Genomic DNA, 19,524 nt, shown 5'->3' with positions numbered 1-19,524 from the left:
TATTTTACGTAGAAATTATATATTTACACCCACACCCTAACAACCTTTAATAAATAATACTGATGAGAAAAGTTTTCTTTTTTATGTCCGTTATTGGGTGGCTGATAAGCCTTATTATACATTTAGTATCATATGCAGGAATTGACATCGAAGACAGATTCCCCCAAATATGGTTGTTTAGTATTTTTATATTTATCGTATGGTTCCCGGCTATAATCTATTCCATAAAAGAAAATAAAGTTAAAGATGAAATAACATTTTTTTCCTTGGATTTTCTAAAAGTCATCTTTGGGCGAGCTCCCATTTGGCTTACAACACTTGCCGTTTTGTGTTTCTTTTATGGTTTTTTGAGCTTTTGGTTGCACCAGAATGCATATATTGGTGTACCCGACATCATAGATGGACAATATGTATTGCATAATCATGGAAGTATAGAGAAAGTATTGACTGAAAATGAATATCATTCTTATAATGCCGAAAGTCTGAGGTCATTCTCTAGCTTTTGGCTTATTTTTTATGGAATAGCTGCTGCTATCTTATACCCTTTCAAAAAGGGAAAAGGCAGTGATGAAGCAAATTTTAATAATGACAATATATCTGAACTCGTTGACTAAATACTATCTTTGTATCTTGAGTAATAAGCAATAACACAACTCTTTCAAGATAAGAATGTCGAAATCCATTGATTATATAAAACAGGCAGGCAACTTTCTTTATAAATATAAGTTTACCATCCTCTGTCTTGCTTACTTCTGTACAATATCGGTTCTGGCGCTGTACATAGTCAGCAAGCCTGCTTTAATCAATGCATTATCGTTCATCCTTGTTCTCAATATTCTGGCTAAGACCAGATATACCCTGTGGCTGTCACTCATACTGTCCATTATCGTTTCGTTCGATGCCTATTTTGCCTTTGTATATTCCAATCAGATGTCGATAGGCACAATGGCATCCGTACTGGAGACAAATGTTTCGGAAGCGGTCGGTGTAATGTCTGAAGCCATATTCGTCGCCTTGGGATGTCTGGCTGCAAGTACTTTCCTTATACTGATGTCGCAGAGGGAATTGAAAGAAAGCAAATTTTCGCGAAAAATATCCGTCATCCTGTTACTCGGTTACTGGGTTATAATAATGCCCGCTATCGGTTACTGGAAAGTAAAATCCCTGAAATGGGAGAATTTTATAGAAACATTTCCTGTAATCGGGACCAATGCCGTTATCGCAGCCAACTTTCCGCTTGTTTACATCGACATTTCCACATTTATCGCATATCAGCACGAGAGATACCAGATGAAACAGTTCCTGAAACTGGAGAAACGGATGCCTGCCGGAATCACTTTCGACGAAAGCAAAGAAAGTCCCGAAAAGATATTCTTCATCATAGGAGAAAGCGCCTCCCGGTCACACTATTCGCTTTATGGTTACAAAGAAAAGACCAGCCCTTTTTTCGATAGCCTGGCTTTAGCTCAACCAAAAGTTCTGGATTACTACAATGCATATTCTCCCGCATCCATTACCCGTGATGCCCTGCGTATCATCCTTTCGTTTTCCACACCAAACGATATAAAGCCATTTTTCGAGAATTTCAATATTATCGACATGGCCAATAAAGCGGGATACGAGACTATATGGCTCTCCAACCAGGATAAGCTGGGCGAAAGTGACAGTTACATCGGCTTCGTGTCGGCAAACGCATCTCAGTCGATGTACGAGAAAGCTATCGTAAGGGAAGATTTTACATTGCTTGACCACCTGAAAGAAACATACAAGCCGGATAAAAAACAGTTCTTCGTTATCCATCTCAACGGCAGCCATGTACCCTATGGCGAGCGTTACGATGATGTGGATGAAAGAGCATTGCCTGGCAGCAAAACCAAGACCAGAGAATATGACCGCTCAATCCACCATACCGACAGGCTGATGCGCTCTATCTATCAGATAATGAAGCAAGACAGCTCGTCTGTCCTTTATTACTTTTCCGATCATGCCGAACTGGTAGAAGGCGGAGGACATGGAGTGTTGGTGATGGACCACAACCTGTTCGATACACCACTGGTGACTATCAACAATAGCCCTGTTCCTGTCGATTCCATTGTGAGGCGGTATGTAGACCCTGACACTTCACTGATAAACAGTTCGAACAGCATATTCATCATCTCCGAAATAATGGGCTATGATGTATCTGACGAGAATGCGAAAAAAGCGGTGGAAGACGGAAAATATATCTTCCATGTGGATAAAAATGCTTACCTGTATAAAGACCTGCTACCGAGATAGTAAACAGCCTGCAACTGTTAAAAGGTAACAAAAGTAACAATCTTTTCAGTCTTTTGTAGGGGCGAATAAATATTCGCCCGAATCGACAATGGGCGAAAGATATTTGGCTTCGTCGATTTTGACTCCGTCAATTTACAATTCAATTCGCCCCTACAGCTTTTCCCAAAAGGTAACAAAAGTAACACTTTTTCTATCATTATTTATTCCCACTATTCAAGGCTAAAGTCGGGGGCGGAGCCAATCAATACATCAAAGAACTATCAGCTAAATAATATAGATAAAGTTCTTTCAAAAAAGTAGGGACGAATTGAAATTCGTCCCCACAATATGTATATCATTCTCTTTCCAAAAAATCAACTCAACCGGCTCACTTCTTTTATTCCTTTTACTGTCCTCAGTTTCTTAATCAATCCATTCAGCATATCCGTATTATTCAACATAACCGATATACTTCCGTGAAATAGCCCATCGTTGGAATCGATGCTGATAGAACGCATATTGATACCCGATTCCTTGGAAATTATAGATGTCAGGTTATTGATAATACCAATGTCGTCATTTCCTATCACACGTAAGATAACCGTATAGGTAGAACCTGATTTACCCGACCATCGGGCAGGGATAACCCTGTATGCGAAGCGTGAAAACATATCGTGAGCATTCGGGCAGTTCTTGCGGTGTATCTTAATTCCCTGCGAAGATACAAAGCCGAATATGTCATCCCCGTAAATAGGATTACAACATTTGGCCAGCTTATAGTCCACACCTGTAAGGTTTTTGTCGAGTATAAGTTCCTCTTTGCTTAACGTCTCCTTTACTATTTCCAGATTCTGGGGAACGTAATTTTCCGCGCTGACGGCTTCATGCCTGTCATGTTGTTCGGTCTCTTTTTTCTCCAGTTCTACGTACTGGTCTATCACCGAATTTATATCGAGGCTTTCTTCCGCTATCTTTATATAAAAATCGGTGATGGTCTTAAAGCCGAGCTTCTTTATCATCCGCATCATTATAGACTCGTTGATTTCTATTTTACGATTCTTTACACGGCGCTTGAGCATCTCCTTCGCTATCTCCACCTGTTTGTTGGCCTCTTCTTTCAGGCTCTGGCGAATTTTATTTTTCGCTTTGGAGGTAGTGACAAAGTTCAGCCAGTCCTGTTTCGGCGACTGGTTAGGAGAAGTAACTATTTCTATCTGGTCGCCGTTCTTGAGCTTATGGCGGATAGATACATTCTTTCCATTCACTTTTCCCGATACACAGGTAGAACCTATGCGGGAGTGGATGGCAAAGGCAAAATCGAGGATAGTAGCCCCATACGGTAATTTGTGCAAATCGCCTTTGGGCGTGAATACATAAATCTCCTCATCGTAGAGATCTAATTTGAAATTCTCAAGTTTCTCTCCCGAATCCAGATTCTTATTCTCCAGCATTTCCCTGAGGCTGGTCAGCCAGTCATCCATCTTCGACTGGCTTTTCACTCCCTTATATTTCCAGTGGGCAGCAAGTCCGCGTTCGGCTATTTCATCCATCCTCTTTGTCCTGATCTGCACTTCTACCCAGCGTGATTCGGGTCCCATAACTGTGGTGTGCAACGATTCGTAACCATTGCTTTTCGGTATGGACAGCCAGTCTTTGAGTCGTTTTGGATTAGGGGTGTACATATCCGTCACAATGGAATATACTTGCCAGCATTCGGCTTTTTCCTTTTCCATCTCCGAATTAAGGATGATACGGATGGCAAAAAGGTCGTAAATAGATTCGAAGTCTATTTTCTGTTTTTTCAGCTTATTATTAATGGAGGAAATGGATTTCACACGTCCTTTTATATCATATTTCAGCCCTGTTTCTTTCAGTTTGGCGTCTATGGGTTCAATGAATTCCGCGATGTATTTATCACGTGCGTCCTTACTCTCACTCAATTTACCGAGGATATAATCATAAGCCTCACGGTCGGTGTATTTCAGGTAGAGGTCTTCGAGTTCGGTTTTTATATTGTACAGACCGAGTTTATGAGCCAGAGGGGTATACAGATACGACACCTCAACCGCTAATTTCAGCCGGTACTGTTCACTGTACTTCTCGGCACATCTTATTTTATGGAGGCGGCTGGCAATCTTGATAAGGATTACCCGCATATCTTCAGCTAATGAGATCAGCAATTTTATATAATTGTCCGATGCTATTGCCGACTCGTTCATTTCCAGTGCATTTACCTTTATCAGCCCGGTAACGATATCGGCAATATCCTGACCAAAAAGTTTTTTTACTTCAGCATCTGTAATTATTTTATGAACAACAGGACGATAAAGAATCAATGCGATTATAGACGCGCTCTTTAGCCCCAGTTCTTCCATCAGTATAATACTTGTACTTACTGTCAGATCTGTTATACTGCCTATCTTTTCATCCTTTTGATAGACATTTTCCGACATGGCTCTCTTCACCACCGAGCGAAGTTTTTTCAGTTCTTCGGCCGTAAGGTTTGCCGTCAGGCCCTTCACCAGTCGCTTAAACTTGGAATAGGTCAGTCCATCTGCATTATATGTAGGGTTATTGTTATTATCCATTGCTCCGTACTGCTTATATGTGTTTAAAGGGATAATACATTATTCTTGATAATCGGGTGTAAAATTAATTCTTTTCTGATAGTATAACGTCTTTTTTTGCCGTATGTTTTTATTTTTCTCAATTTGGTTAGCATTAAGCAACAGAAAATCAGGCAAAGCATTTAACTTTGTCATGCAATAAATAAGTAAAAGAAAGTATTTAATGATATACTTTTAGTTTATAACATTCTTTGGTTGTTATACTTACCAAAGCAATAAAAAGGTCTGAGACCTTAAGAGGTGTGAAAGGAAATTAATTTAATGTAACAATCCGGTAAAAAAAAGGATGTAAAATCAAAATGGAACTATACTTAAGGCTATTTTTGCATAGAATTAATTATTATCTGAAAACAAAGCAATTACAATATGAAACCGAATGATTACGCAAAACTCGAAAAAGATTATAGTTTCAAGAAGAATTATCTGAATAGTACCCTATGGTGGAAAAATATACTGATGGTACCACCTGTATGCCTACTCTTTGTCGGGTTGGTTGGCATATTGTACTTATTTAACCTCGACAAGCTGGTATCGTGGTACATTATCCCATATTTATTACTCTTCGTAGTAGGTACTATATTGCTGAAAGCCATGAAGAAGCATATTCAGAAAACGGCGATTAACAGGCCCGATTCCTTCCTTATCTGTCTGGCCAAACCTATCGGGGAAAAAGACGGATACACCTATGCCGCATTTGTAAAAGACAGTCACAGGCATAACAAATACTATATTACAGATGAAATAAAAGATATATCTACGGATGATATTTTGAACAATCATAATGCTCCCTTCAGGAAAAAAACAATACTGATCGATAACGATGAAACCGGTTCCGATCTTTATATAAGGGCATATACCAACAGGGATCTGAACAGGCGGAGTTCTACGTGGCGCGAAGATGCACTGATCCCGGTATTGTATATAGATGATAAATACACGTTTATCATCAAAAAGAAAGATCTGATAATCACCGGCTAGTTGCCAAATCTTCAGAAAACTCATAACCTATAATTTATAACTCATAACTAAAATCCCTATCTTTGCATCTAAATATAATACAAACTATATGAAGATTCTTTTGATAGGCGAATACAGTCGTGCTCATTTGACTTTGGCAGAAGGGTTACGTTCATTAGGACATGAGGTGCTGACAGCTTCGGATGGCGATGGCTTTAAAAATTATCCGCGTGATGTGGACTTGAGCCGGAAGAGTTCGGGAGTGATAGATACTCTTTCCAGTATGATATCTGTCCTTGGTAAATTCAGGAAGTTTAAAGGCTATGACATTGTGCAGCTTATAAATCCATGCTTTACTACCCAGAATGTGCGGGTCAACAATTACCTGTATAAGAAGCTGAAAAAGAACAATGAGAAAGTCTTTATGGGTGCTTTCGGTGATGATTCGTATTGGGTAAGCGCATGCTTGGGAAACAAGATATTCGACTATTCTGAATTTTTTGTAGATGGCAAAGCGATCAATGTCGATTTCAATCAACGGTTCATCGATAAATGGATAGGCACGCCGCTCGAAACATTTAACCGGGCATTGGCAAAAGACGCGGACGGGATTGTAGCCTGCCTGTATGAATATTATAAAGCGTATGAACCTTTCTTCTCCGATAAGCTGAGATATATTCCTCTACCGATGAACACGGCGGAAATAGAATTTCAGCCGATACCCGATGAACCTGAAAAAGTGAACTTCTTTATCGGAATCAATAAGGTCCGAGAGAAGTTTAAAGGTACCGATGTGATGGAGAAAGCATTGGACAGAATCAAAGACAAATATCCGGATAAAGTAATCGTTACGCGGGTAGAATCTGTCAGCTATGATGTATATCAGCAACTGATGTCACAGGCACATGTGGTGCTGGACCAGCTATATTCGCACACTCCGGCGATGAACGCATTATTGGCAATGGCTCAGGGAAAAGTAGTTGTAGGCGGAGGAGAGCCATATATCTATGACTTATACGGTGACACGTCCAATCAGCCGATTGTAAACGTACATCCGCACGAAGACGATGTGTTTGATAAGTTGGAATGGCTGGTATTGAACAAAAAAGATATTCCGGAGATATCGGGAAAGAGCCGTCAATTTGTTGAAACGAACCACGATTACGTGACAGTGGCGAAGAAATATCTGGATTTCTGGAGATTATAAATTTATCTTTCGGATAATAATATTGTGAAGGCTGTATTTAAAAGAAATAGAGTAGCGTCTCCTTTCCATATAATCTTATGGCTTAAATGGTGTTTTTTTTAACATTTTCGTTCAAAAATTTGTTTAATATTCTTTTTGAATGTACTTTTACGAAATATTCTCTAGATATAAAGACAAAAAATGTCATATTTTTCACAAGATACAATACACTATACGCCATCTTTTCTTTCTGAAAATTTGGCTATTAACTCTATTTTGTTAGAGAGAGAGAGAGAGAGAGAGAGAGAGAGAGAGAGAGACTAAGTGTTAATTCAAATCTTTTTTCCTACATTCAACTTTGCGAGTCCTTTCAGGTTCGTCTGATATTTTTATATCCATACTTTAGCATTACACGTACAATATACGCACGCGTAATGTGTGTATATGCGCACATATTAACCATTCCGGCCACAAAAAACAAAAAAAGCATATATAAAAATTCAATGTCTTCAAAGAAGCCTGCGCTTTGTCGTTTATTGTCTTCGATAAATTTATCTTCATTTTTTTGTCTATTGCTTGTGAAAGTGGTAAATAAATACTTTGGAGCATTGAATTTTTCCTGCATAATACAACTCACCGGTAATAAGATATTAATGACATGCATACTTAACTAAACTAAAGAAAGTTATGAAAACAAAACTATCGATTTTATCTCTGTTCCTCCTGCTAATTCTGTCAGGAAATACAAATTTATCCGCCCAGGTGACAATAGGGGCAGGAACTCCTCCCGAGAGAGGGGCATTATTGGATTTTAAAGAAAGAGATGTCACAAGTCCTACACAGGATGTGGTCAGTCTCGAAAATTCTACAAAAGGAGTCCTGCATCCAAAGGTTTTCCTTCGCGACGCTTCTAAACTTACACCTTTATATGGCGGTTCCGACGATGGTTCCGGAGTATGGTCCGACGAATCCACAGCCGAAGAGAAGCTGAAAGCGACGGGAATGGTTGTTTATAACGTCAACCCTGACGCCATCAATATGGATGAAGGCTTATATATGTGGCAGATTGATGAATGGGTGAAATTGAATCAGGACGGAGCGGCAATTATCCAGCCTGTAAACTGTTCCGCTATCCGGATAAACGGTTCCTACATAGAAGGAGTACCTGCCAACAATAACAACTATCTGGAAATAGACCTGACTGTAACCAAAAAAGGTTCTTTCGTTATTTCAGTCTTATCCGGCAACGGCTATAGTTTTTATTACACAGGGGTCGCTTTGGAAACAGGGACATTAACAGTTAAAGTACCGGCACAGGGAACACCGGCTTTAGTACAAACGGATAAATTGACATTCAGTGGAATAAGTCTGGTTTCCGGTTGTGAGCCGGAAATAACGGTACAGGAAATGGTTGCCGCCTATACGATGGTCTGCTCATCGGCTGTGGTACAAGGTCAATTTTTCAAGGGCCAGGCTTTAACAACTTCGAATAAAATAAGAATGAATATCAATGTATCCCAACCGGGCTCATATAATATTTATACGGAAACAAAAAATGGCATCAGTTTTAGGGCTTCGGGGTCATTTGCCGCTACAGGAACACAAACCGTAGAATTGCCGGGTACCGGAATCCCTACCATAAATGAAGACTTTCAGGTCGTAATAAAAGCAAATACATCGCTGGGTTCTGCGGAATGTTCCGTCTTGATTCCTATCATATTGCCGGATATGACCTATGCGATAATAGGCAGCGGAGTTTGGTCCTGGGCTGCAACACCAAGAACAAATGCTCTATCGAATACGGGTTCCGCCAGCTTTAGCCCTGATGGCCTCGTAAGGATAAAAAGTTTTAAACAATTATGGAGTACTACCAGTACATCCACCGCTACAACTAATCTAACCAACGGCATAAATGGTGGTAAATATCCTGATGTTGTTTTATACTTCGCATATGGTGCGGATCCGACATCTGCATTAACTACGGCACTTCTTAATTATATCAATGCGGGAGGTTGTGTAATATATGGTTCCTCTGATAATACAGCCACTGCCGTCAATACATTGATGAGTGGTCTTTTTGGAATATCACCGGCTCAGAATCAAACAGGAGGAGGGGATGATAATGTATATCCAATAGCAAACAATTCTTCTGATCCTATCATAAACGGGCCATTCGGTAATCTTGCGGGAATGTATTGGGGTGAGGATAATACTTCTAATTACTCTATTGTAATGTCTTCTTTGCCTCCAAACTCCGTACAAATTTGTACAGCGCAGTCCACGTCAAAACCCGGTATAGATCCCGTCATATCAATTGTATGGTACAATAATAGTAAAAACTTTGTATATTTTGGGGATAGTACAGGGGCCAGTACCAGTGATACAAGCACCGGTGCATATCCTGCAATTTACAGGAACAACTTGCCTGCATCTAAACTTTATGGGCCCGGCAGTACCAACAACCGTTATGTTTATAATGCGGCTTTAGAACTAAATGCAGTGGCATTTATGATTCGAAAGGCGGCGGTTAGCGGAATTAATCCTTATTAATTAGTATAAGCAGAATATGGATCAGGTCGTATCTATTGCCGGAAGTGCCCTCTTTGGCGCAAGCCTGCAAGAGTAAACCTAATAAAAGCGAAAGCGGACAATTCTTTGAATTGTCCGCTTTACTTTTAATGGTATGTTAGATTGGATTGATTACATCATTCCGCCCATTCCACCGCCCATTGGAGGCATTGGAGCAGGGTTTTCTTCTTTCTTATCTGCTATGATACATTCTGTAGTAAGGAACATACCTGCAATAGAAGCTGCGTTTTCAAGAGCGACACGAGCCACTTTGGCAGGGTCGATTACTCCGGCCGCATTCAGGTTCTCATATTTATCAGTACGGGCATTGTAACCGTAATCTCCTTTACCTTCACGTATTTTCTGAACTACGACAGCTCCTTCTTTTCCGCTGTTAGCTACAATCTGACGAAGAGGTTCCTCGATAGCCCGCTTTACGATTTCGATACCTGTAGTTTCATCTTCATTTTCGCCTTTCATGTTTTCAAGAGCGTCGATAGCACGGATGTAAGCTACACCACCTCCCGGTACTGTACCTTCTTCGATAGCGGCACGGGTTGCAGAAAGAGCATCGTCAACACGGTCTTTCTTTTCCTTCATTTCCACTTCAGAAGCGGCGCCAACATAAAGAACTGCTACACCACCTGCCAATTTAGCAAGACGTTCCTGTAGTTTTTCCTTATCGTAATCTGATGTTGTTTTCTCCATCTGTGAACGGATCTGGCCTACACGTGCGGCGATAGCTTCTTTTGCACCGGCTCCGTTTACGATAGTAGTATTGTCCTTGTTGATAGTAATCTTATCAGCAGTACCAAGCATATCGAGAGTAGCAGCTTCCAGAGAAAGACCTCTTTCTTCTGTGATCACTGTACCTCCTGTAAGAATAGCGATATCTTCCAGCATTTCCTTGCGGCGGTCTCCGAAGCCCGGAGCTTTAACGGCAGCTATTTTCAAGCCTGCGCGAAGACGGTTTACTACTAATGTGGTCAAAGCCTCCGAATCGATATCTTCAGCAATGATAAGCAGTGAACGGCCCGATTTAAGAGCAGCTTCAAGTATTGGAAGAATATCTTTCAATACGGAAATCTTCTTATCGTGGATCAGGATATACGGGTTTTCAAGATCAGCTTCCATCTTCTCTGTATCAGTTACAAAGTAAGGAGAAATATAACCTCTGTCGAATTGCATACCTTCTACTACGTCAACGTAAGTTTCAGTACCTTTTGCTTCTTCAACTGTGATAACGCCTTCTTTTTTCACTTTGCCCATAGCTTCAGCAATCAGTTTACCGATAGTTTCATCGCCGTTTGCAGAAATTTTAGCTACGTTTTCTATTTTTTGCAGGTCATCGCCTACTGTTACCGATTGCGCTTTGATGTTCTCAACAACTTTAACCACGGCTTTGTCGATGCCACGTTTCAAATCCATTGGATTTGCTCCTGCGGTAACGTTTTTAAGGCCTACGCTAACGATTGACTGTGCCAATACTGTAGCAGTAGTTGTTCCGTCACCGGCATCGTCGTTTGTTTTAGAAGCTACTTCTTTTACAAGTTGTGCTCCCATGTTCTGGAATGGTTCTTCCAGTTCTATTTCTTTAGCAACAGTTACACCGTCCTTTGTAATGTGAGGCGCGCCGAATTTCTTATCCAGAATTACATTACGGCCTTTAGGCCCAAGGGTTACTTTTACAGCATTAGCCAATGCATCAACACCTTTTTTGAGCTCGTCGCGAGCATCTATATTAAATTTGATTTCTTTTGCCATTTTATTTTTAGTTTTAAAGATTTCTAGTTTACTGGTTTACTAGGATTTGATAGTTTACTAGTCATTAGAGTTATAAGCAATTCTAGCAGGCTGGTAAACTTTTATCTAGTACACTCGCAATTAAATAATTGCAAGAATATCCGACTGACGCATGATGAGGTAAACCTGACCTTCCAGTTCTATTTCAGTTCCGGCATATTTACCATAAAGCACATTGTCTTTCGGTTTTACCACCATATCTTCGTCCTTTGTTCCATTTCCTACGGCAATTACTTCGCCTTTAAGCGGTTTTTCTTTTGCAGTATCAGGAATAATGATACCTCCCACACTTTTTTCTTCTGCAGCGGCCGGTTTTACAAGCACTCTGTCTGCTAATGGTTTAATACTCATGATTCTTTAAGATTTTAAATTGTTATATATTAAATTTTAAATATTTTCTGATTAGAGATAAGCGAAATGCGTGCCAAAGTATATTTCTGTCAAAAAAGCAGGATAAGGAACGTATGAAAACTGACAAGTAGTCATTTGCTGTTAACAGTCATAAATTAACAGTTAATATAAATACGTCTTCTTCAGCTTACTACTTGTTAAAAAGTAACAAAGGTTACACTATTTCACTTATTTGCTAATTATTTTTTTCAAAGAACGATAAGCTAACAGCTATTAGCCATAAGCTACACATATAGATAAAGTAATTTATTATTATTCAGTCTCCGGGTTCAGTTTCTTTTTATCCAGATTTCTCACTACCCGTCCATATATGACAAGTGCGATGGCAGAGACCATACCGATTCCGACAAAGACATACCATATATAATGCGCGTTTACTGTAGCTGCGGCATATTCTACCTGCGATGCAAATGCCTTAGGGTCCGGACAGTACTTTTCCAATAAGAAGCCCGACAGTCCGAATGCAAAGAGGTATGAAAAGAATGAGTGTAAGTGACTAAATCCTAAATAAAGGCCTTCTTCCCCTTTTGGCGACTGTAATGAGAAATATTCTAAAAAACGGGGTGATATAAAACACTCTGCCAATGCCTGCATGGCAATACCCACTATCATCATAAAGGCAATAGGGTGCAATCCCATTACATAATCAGTCCCGATCTGGTTGCCAAACGACATTACCAATGCCGAGAACGGTATAATCAGCATCCCTATAGTCATTGAAGTGAGAGCAGTACGCCTTTTCATAAATGAAGTGACAAAGTTGACACATACAAATACCACCAACGGATTCACATTGGCATACCAACCCGGGGAAGCTCCTTCGCCAATCATACGGATCACATACTTAGGCATAGTTGCATACATCTGGCTCTGAATCATCCAGAAACCACTAATAATGAGTATCAATGCTATCAGACGTCCGTTCTGGCAAACTTTCCACAGGGCTTTTCCTATCTCGGCAAAACTTTTCCCTTTACCTTCGGTTTTTACCGATTTATAGAAAAAGAAAACCGCGATCAAAGCCAAAAGAGTCATTGACGCGGAAAAGAAATTAAGGTATACAAGCCCTTCATCACCCATGCTTCTGCGTAGCGGGTCAACAACGGTTTTGCCCGTAAATGCCCCGATATTTACCATCATATAAAAGATAGCATATCCGCGTGCACGGTTTTCCGATGTAGTCTCACGCGCTACCGTTCCCGATATCACAGCTTTTATAAATGCTCCGCCTATAACGATAAGCACCAGAATAGGAGCGATGCTCCAACGCAGATAACTTGTTTCAAGGCCGGTAAAAGTAGCTGTCATCCCGTAACTTACCAGTCCCGCACTCTCCAGCAGAGTAGGCAAAAGGCCTAAACCTCCATAACCAACTGTCAATAAGGTAAATGCTAGTATAATGGATGAACGGAAGCCTATTTTATCTGCATATGCTCCGGCAAAAGTGGGAAGAAAATAGAGCATTGCTGAAAATATACCCGAAATAATACCGGCTTCGATATCAGAGAAACCCCAAACATTGGATAAATAGAGGGTGATTACAATAAATACGGCATAATACGCCAGCCGTTCGAGCAGTTCGACGGAATTGGCAACCCAAAAGGCCCTTGAAAATTTAGTCATTAGATTTGATAGAATTGTTAAAATTTAAACGAATCGTCACAAAAATAAGAAAATAATCCTGTTTAGAAAGGTTATGCGCTTTACGGAATATGTTAATTAGACCTTTTTAACTCAATACAAAAAGTAGTGCCGACACCTATCTCCGATGACTTCACATAAATTTTACCTCTATGGTACGATTCTATAATGCGCTTTGCCAGAGAAAGCCCCAGTCCCCATCCCCTTTTCTTTGTGGTAAATCCCGGACTGAAGATCGTTTTGAATTTTGATTTAGGAATGCCTTTTCCCGTATCCCGTATATCCAGACTTATTATTTTACCTTTATCGGACAAGGTGTAAATGATCTCGCCCTGACCTTCCATTGCATCCACTGCATTTTTTGTCAGATTCTCTATCACCCAGCTTAATAAAGGCTCACTTACGTTTGCATAAAGAGGTGCAGATGACAACTGAAGTTCAAAAATGACTTTTTTCGAAATTCGCTTTTCAAGATAGGTTATAGATTGAGTTACGATTTCATTTATATCCTTTCGTTCCAAAGATGGAGCAGAACCTATTTTCGAGAACCTGTCCGTTATCATTTGCAGGCGGTTCACATCTTTTTCCATATCCAACAAGATAGACTGATCGGCATTTTTTAATTTCAGATATTCCAGCCATGCCAGCAATGATGATATCGGCGTTCCTAACTGATGTGCCGTTTCTTTCGACAGACCTACCCAAAGGCGGTCCTGTTCCATTCGCATCGTGGTAAACAATGCAAAAAAGGCAGTTATCATAAATATGATCAGTACACTCACCTGAACATACGGATATAATTGTAACCGCTTTAGGGTGTAAGAATCGTCGTAATATACATACTGGTCAAAATCCTCAACTTCGATAACAATAGGTTTATGTCTCTTTTCAAAAGTTCGGGACTGCTGTTTCAGAAACTCCTGCTCATCGGTTTCGGGAAGTTCTATATTTGTGGAAGTATAGTAGTTATCTTTCTTGTCATATAAAATGACGGGGATAGTCGTGTTGCTTTTCAGGATCTGGACTACCAGGTTCATATTCAGATTTTCGGTATTACTGGCCATTTCTTTAGTGGCCTCAGCCCAGATCTCGATCTTGTTGCGTTCTTCTTTAGAAAGGTCTTTTACCAGGTAATGAGAGACAATAAGCGACCCGAAAGCTATTATTATAGCCACTATAATAAGGATGTACCGCAATAAGAGCCTATTGTTCTCAAATATTTTCATGCAATAAAGATAATTGTTTTATTCTTTAACGCATTTTCGACGGGAATAATATTGATTATCAGAATTTCTTCAGTTCCTGATACAAGCGTTGTATGGGTAATCCCATAATGTTGAAATAAGACCCCGAAATATATTCCACGGCGATATAACCGATCCATTCCTGCACACCATATGCCCCGGCCTTATCCAACGGCTTATATTTCGTTACATAATATTCTATTTCATCTTCTTCGAGCCTTGCAAATCTCACTTCGGATGAGACGCCGAATGCCTTCTGCTTATCCTTTGTTGCTACACAAACGCCTGTTACCACCGAATGTGTCTTACCCGAAAGATCGTGGAGCATTTGTTTGGCATCCTCCTCATTAAGAGGTTTGCCATATACCTTTCCATCGAGGAGAACGATTGTGTCCGCTGTTATAAGAAGTGTATTATCCTTCATACAGGCCTTGTATGCGTTTGCTTTTTCCTTTGCGATATAGATAGCGATATCTTCTCCGTGCAGATTGTCAGGATATGATTCGTCGATATCGGGAAGCGTTTTTATTTCGTAAGCAATATTCAATCCTGAAAGAAGTTCCTTTCTGCGAGGTGAATTGGATGCAAGTATGATCTTATATTTTGACAAATCGAGCATTCAGAACAAGTTTTTTTGACGGCTTTCCAATTCCAATAATTTCTTTTTCACTTCAAGGCCGTAGGCATATCCGCCCAGCTTCCCGCCTTCATTCACTACACGGTGGCAAGGAACGATTATGGCTATATTGTTTTTCCCATTCGCGGAGCCGACAGCCCGGCACCCTTTCGGAGAGCCTATACTTATTGCTTCTTCTTTGTAGGAGACGGTTTCGCCATACGGAATAGTATTTAGATAATCCCAGGCTTTTTCTTGAAAAGAAGTCCCTTCCTGAGCCAAAGGCAAGTCGAATATTTTGCGCTCACCGGCAAAGTATTCTTTCAGTTGCGTTATAGCCTCATCAAGAACCGGAGCTAAGATCGTATCCGTTTGTTTCATTTCTGAGACAATCCGCAGAGCAGAAATAAAGCCGTTAGTCTCTTCTATTTCTATTACTCCGACGGGAGATTGTAAAAAAGCCTTCATTTTTTTTCTTTGGTTTATCTTCGTATTTCGACCAACTCCAGTTTATCATCTGGCGCAGGCGTTTAAGGAAACGTTTCGACGGTTTGTCTCTCAGGTATGATTCTATATGGCGTTTCTTTTTTTCTTCCAGTATTTCATCCACATTGATAAGTATGCCCGTTTCTTCTACGTTGCCAAAAGTATCGTTTACGGCCGTACCGAATACTTTCATCTGAGGTGAAAGGCTCATATAAGCATTTACGAGTGGCGGAATGTTAAGCCCTAACCTGCGGACAGATGTATTTAAGATTTTATAATCAGCCTTAAAAGTATCCTCATCGAACAAACGAATAAGTTTCTTTTCTTCTGTTTCTATCTGAAGTGCCTGCTTCGGCCAAACCAACTTATCAGGATCGGGGAAATACTTACCCAGAAAATAAAGGATCATATCACGGGCCTGAGTATTATAGGTATCGTACATGGTCACTTTTCCGAAAAAATATTTCATAGACGGGTCTGCCACAGACAATGCCCCCAATCCATCCCAAAGATTATCGAGTGCGAATATACCTTTCGACCCTGCAAGAGTGGACTGATATTCCAATGTGACAAATGAGCGTCCGAGCTCGAACGTATAAGGCAGGTATTCTTTTATAAACTTCTTGGAGAAATGAAACAGGTGGGAGGTCGCCAGAACCGGCTCGCCATTATCATCGAAACAAATATCCGGCCCGCAGATAAAACGGTATCCTCCTATTATTTCTTCCGCGTCGGGATTCCAGACTATTAGCTGCTTGTACGGATTGTCCATTGTATCATACTCGTCAATATCGGTAGACAATCCCGTTCCTCCTCCGTAATAACGGAACGCAATCTCACGCAGGCGGCCTATTTCCAGCATCACGTTAGGTGAATTGTGATGTGTGATTATATAAATCTCATTATTTGCCTTATTGGTATGCCTCAGAAGTTTGTCCTTCGTCAATTCGGCTTTTAAGAGACTTTTATCTATTGGTGAGATGATTTTTTCCATCTAATATTATCTGTTTGATTTCGCTAACTTATATGTTTTATCTTTTACATAGCTGGCCCATTGCGAAGCGCTTTTCGAATTGTCGAAAGTCGAATATGGAATTGGCTCGCCAAATGTAATAGAAAAACTTGTATCTTTATTCTTAAACATTTCGTCGGGCAAAAGTATCAATTCCACATTGAACTTTAGCCCTAACCGCTTTCTTATATTTGCAAATCTATAAAAGAAATTTGAATTTTTCCCATCAAAGTAGACAGGAACAACATCTCTCCTGGATTCAACAGCTTTCAGTATAAAATTCTTTTGCCACGGCAAATCGTATATCTGTCCCTTCTCCCTCCGGGAACAAAGACCTGCGGGAAAAGTGATGATCTGATCATCGGAGTCATAAGCTTCATTCAATGTAAGGGTTGCCTGCTTCGACTGCCGGCCGTATTTATTAACCGGAAGAAAAATCGGTTGCAGATTCCGGATGAAATACAATACATCGTTTACCACATACTTTATCTTCTTATTGTACTTTTCTCCAATTATAGCCGAGAGGCAAATACCGTCGAGCCCTCCTAACGGGTGATTGGATGCAAATATAAAACGTCTGTCTTGCGGTATATTCTCCAGCCCGTTCACCTCCAGTGTAAGATTGAAATAGCCGACTACGGCCTGCATAAAATCGACACCTTCCTTATCTGCATATATCCTGAGTATTTCATTTAACTCATCGATATGAACCTTACGCTTCAGATAATTTATAATAAAGCGTGGTATTTTATTATAAATTTTCGGAGCTTTTTCTTCCAGTACTTTATCTAAATTCAGTATAAGTGGTTCTTGAGCCATTTCTGAAAAATCATATGAATCACAAAATTAATTGATTTTGAGTTATTATTACTTCAAAAAATCAATAAATAGTCATAACTGATATGTTTTAATTGATTTTACCTATTATATTTGTGTTCTTATTACAAAATATATAATAATAGAATAATGAAAAACAGAATATTATTTTCTATCCTCAGCATCGCATTACTAGGCATATTCACCCTGACAAGTCTCAATGTATCGGGAAAGATTAAGGATGAACCGAAAGGTAAATCGCCTGTCGTAACATTGTCCGCATCAAATTATGAGAGTGAAACTTCCAAAGGGCTCGTCTTTGTAGACTTCTGGGCGGCGTGGTGTGGCCCTTGCCGCCGCATGGCTCCAATCCTGGATGAAATCGCTACGGAATATAAGGATTCTGTTAAGATAGGCAAGGTAAATGTAGACAATTACAAGAAATTCTCGATAGACAAGGGTATACAGGCATTGCCTACCATAGTCGTTTACAAAGATGGAAAAGAAGTGGACCGCATTATGGGACTGGTATCGAAAGATAGACTGGTCGAAGTAATCAAGGAATACTCCGCAAAGAAAGCTAACTGATCCAGTCGAAACGCAGGTACGGGATCACAGTCTTTGCTATTTCAGTTACAAGAGGGTAGGTATGGGATTTCTCACGCACATCCTCTTTTATTATTCGCTTATGTTGGTCAAACTCGGCCACAAGATTCAGGGCAATACTGAATACCACAATCCATTTTGCGGCACAGAACAAGGCTCCCGCCAATCGGTTCAATATAGTCATTTTCAGTGCATCCACAAAAGATTCAAATAGCTTGCCGGCAAAGAATAATGCAACCAATATCGCTATGAATGCTACAATATATGAAAGAGGCCCTATTATATGGGGCGACCCATCGATCAGATTAATAAGCCAGGGGGCGATGTATTCCGATAGTTTTCCGGCGAAGATAGCGCCCAATATAATCCCTGCGAGAGAAGCGATTTGCATCACCAATCCCGAAAAGAATCCTTTTATCAGCGTTACCAATACGAGAATTACAACTACCAGATCGAACCAGTTCAACTCCATAAAGGGCTATCTATAAACAACAAAAGTAAGAATTAATACTAATTCCTACTTTGTTTGCCTGAGCAAAATATCTTTTTACAAATATTATTTGCTGTATTCGTCTGAAACTGAAAGTTTAGCTCTACCTTTGGCTCTACGGGCTGCAAGCACTCTACGTCCGTTTGCTGTAGCCATTCTTGAGCGAAAACCATGTTTGTTTTTTCTCTTTCTGTTTGATGGTTGAAAAGTTCTTTTCATCGCTATATATATTTTCTGTTATTATTTCTTGTTCAGTTTCGGGTTGCAAAAATAGGATGTTTATTTAATATAAGCAAGAATATTAACGTTTTATTTTTTCGAAAGTCATAAAACTATATGCATATTTATGTTTCTCATCCATAGGATGATCTTCCTTCGATACTTTCACCCACAATTGAGGATCAACCAGAGGGAAGAAAGTATCGGCATCTTCGAACCTGTGATGGATGCGGGTCAGATATAGTTTGTCGGCAACATCGATAACTTCCTTGTATACAGAACCGCCGCCGATAAAGAATATTTCAGGTTCGTCTTTACATAACGCAACAGCTTCTTCAACAGAAGAACACATCTCGCACCTGTCGAAATGTAATTCTTTATTCCTGGTAATTACAATGTTCCGTCTGTTGGGTAAAGCCCCTTTAGGCAACGACTCAAATGTTTTCCGTCCCATTATTACAGGGTGGCCATCCGTTATTTTTTTGAAATATTTCAGATCATTAGGCAGATGACAAAGCAGGTTATTATCCTTGCCTATTGCATTCTCTTCATCCGTTGCTACTATAATGGATTTTACTGTCATATT

At 40.0% G+C, this 19,524-nt stretch carries 18 protein-coding genes; 6 read left to right on the top strand and 12 right to left on the bottom strand.

Annotated elements, in window-relative coordinates; translation table 11 throughout:
* The first annotated feature begins 62 nt into the window (after positions 1–62).
* Both IR083_RS10880 and IR083_RS10875 read left to right on the top strand, forming a co-directional pair.
* The gene (locus IR083_RS10880; protein ID WP_194224348.1) at positions 63–614 is read left to right on the top strand and encodes a hypothetical protein; all 552 of its coding nucleotides are present in this window, start codon (positions 63–65) and stop codon (positions 612–614) included.
* 55 nt (positions 615–669) lie between these two features.
* Entirely contained in the window at positions 670–2,277 is a 1,608-nt protein-coding gene (locus IR083_RS10875) for a sulfatase-like hydrolase/transferase (protein ID WP_194224347.1), read from the top strand.
* Between the two features lie 353 nt (positions 2,278–2,630).
* Here the strand turns inward: IR083_RS10875 and IR083_RS10870 are convergent, their stop codons facing one another.
* Positions 2,631–4,844: a RelA/SpoT family protein gene (locus IR083_RS10870; protein WP_006801175.1), complete on the bottom strand. Its 2,214-nt coding sequence runs from the start codon at positions 4,842–4,844 to the stop codon at positions 2,631–2,633.
* A gap of 405 nt (positions 4,845–5,249) precedes the next feature.
* Here IR083_RS10870 and IR083_RS10865 point away from each other — a divergent pair, with 405 nt between their 5' ends.
* The 3 genes from IR083_RS10865 (at position 5,250) to IR083_RS10855 (ending at position 9,576) form a co-directional block, all read left to right on the top strand.
* On the top strand, positions 5,250–5,861 hold the full coding sequence (locus IR083_RS10865; RefSeq protein WP_194224346.1) for a hypothetical protein: 612 nt from the start codon (positions 5,250–5,252) through the stop codon (positions 5,859–5,861).
* 88 nt (positions 5,862–5,949) lie between these two features.
* A complete protein-coding gene (locus tag IR083_RS10860) occupies positions 5,950–7,047 on the top strand; it encodes a glycosyltransferase family 1 protein (RefSeq protein WP_194224345.1) in 1,098 nt (365 codons plus the stop codon).
* Positions 7,048–7,713: 666 nt separating this feature from the next.
* The gene (locus IR083_RS10855; RefSeq protein WP_242052404.1) at positions 7,714–9,576 is read left to right on the top strand and encodes a hypothetical protein; all 1,863 of its coding nucleotides are present in this window, start codon (positions 7,714–7,716) and stop codon (positions 9,574–9,576) included.
* A gap of 150 nt (positions 9,577–9,726) precedes the next feature.
* Here the strand turns inward: IR083_RS10855 and groL are convergent, their stop codons facing one another.
* The 8 genes from groL to IR083_RS10815 form a co-directional block, all read right to left on the bottom strand.
* The gene (groL, locus tag IR083_RS10850; protein ID WP_194224344.1) at positions 9,727–11,358 is read right to left on the bottom strand and encodes a chaperonin GroEL; all 1,632 of its coding nucleotides are present in this window, start codon (positions 11,356–11,358) and stop codon (positions 9,727–9,729) included.
* 120 nt (positions 11,359–11,478) lie between these two features.
* A complete protein-coding gene (locus IR083_RS10845; RefSeq protein ID WP_006801182.1) occupies positions 11,479–11,748 on the bottom strand; it encodes a co-chaperone GroES in 270 nt (89 codons plus the stop codon).
* 312 nt (positions 11,749–12,060) lie between these two features.
* A complete protein-coding gene (locus tag IR083_RS10840; protein WP_194224343.1) occupies positions 12,061–13,431 on the bottom strand; it encodes an MFS transporter in 1,371 nt (456 codons plus the stop codon).
* 92 nt (positions 13,432–13,523) lie between these two features.
* Positions 13,524–14,675 (bottom strand): sensor histidine kinase, encoded by a 1,152-nt coding sequence (locus tag IR083_RS10835; RefSeq protein ID WP_006801184.1) that lies wholly within the window; start codon positions 14,673–14,675, stop codon positions 13,524–13,526.
* 58 nt (positions 14,676–14,733) lie between these two features.
* Positions 14,734–15,312: a Maf-like protein gene (locus IR083_RS10830; RefSeq protein WP_194224342.1), complete on the bottom strand. Its 579-nt coding sequence runs from the start codon at positions 15,310–15,312 to the stop codon at positions 14,734–14,736.
* Positions 15,313–15,777 carry a methylated-DNA--[protein]-cysteine S-methyltransferase gene (locus IR083_RS10825; protein ID WP_006801186.1) on the bottom strand — a complete coding sequence of 155 codons (465 nt, stop codon included), beginning with the start codon at positions 15,775–15,777 and terminating at the stop codon, positions 15,313–15,315.
* Positions 15,725–16,789, bottom strand: coding sequence for a GNAT family N-acetyltransferase (locus IR083_RS10820; protein ID WP_006801187.1), 1,065 nt, complete (start codon positions 16,787–16,789; stop codon positions 15,725–15,727). The genes IR083_RS10825 and IR083_RS10820 overlap by 53 nt, the downstream gene beginning before the upstream one ends.
* Before the next feature lie 6 nt (positions 16,790–16,795).
* A complete protein-coding gene (locus IR083_RS10815; protein WP_194224341.1) occupies positions 16,796–17,626 on the bottom strand; it encodes a 1-acyl-sn-glycerol-3-phosphate acyltransferase in 831 nt (276 codons plus the stop codon).
* 147 nt (positions 17,627–17,773) lie between these two features.
* Between IR083_RS10815 and trxA the strand changes: the two genes are divergently transcribed.
* The gene (gene trxA / locus IR083_RS10810; RefSeq protein ID WP_194224340.1) at positions 17,774–18,211 is read left to right on the top strand and encodes a thioredoxin; all 438 of its coding nucleotides are present in this window, start codon (positions 17,774–17,776) and stop codon (positions 18,209–18,211) included.
* Here trxA and IR083_RS10805 read toward each other — a convergent pair.
* From IR083_RS10805 to IR083_RS10795, 3 genes are all read right to left on the bottom strand, one after another.
* The gene (locus IR083_RS10805) at positions 18,204–18,701 is read right to left on the bottom strand and encodes a CvpA family protein (protein WP_194224339.1); all 498 of its coding nucleotides are present in this window, start codon (positions 18,699–18,701) and stop codon (positions 18,204–18,206) included. The two genes, trxA and IR083_RS10805, sit on opposite strands and share 8 nt — an antisense overlap.
* An 84-nt stretch (positions 18,702–18,785) precedes the next feature.
* A complete protein-coding gene (rpmH, locus tag IR083_RS10800; RefSeq protein WP_081852563.1) occupies positions 18,786–18,938 on the bottom strand; it encodes a 50S ribosomal protein L34 in 153 nt (50 codons plus the stop codon).
* An 82-nt stretch (positions 18,939–19,020) separates the two neighbouring features.
* Positions 19,021–19,521 carry a dihydrofolate reductase gene (locus tag IR083_RS10795; RefSeq protein WP_194224338.1) on the bottom strand — a complete coding sequence of 167 codons (501 nt, stop codon included), beginning with the start codon at positions 19,519–19,521 and terminating at the stop codon, positions 19,021–19,023.
* Positions 19,522–19,524: the final 3 nt, after the last annotated feature.

Source organism: Dysgonomonas sp. GY75 (genome assembly GCF_015234155.1).
Lineage (GTDB): Bacteria > Bacteroidota > Bacteroidia > Bacteroidales > Dysgonomonadaceae > Dysgonomonas > Dysgonomonas gadei.
Note: the sequence above shows the minus strand (reverse complement) of the source record. Positions and strands in the feature narration are given on the sequence as shown.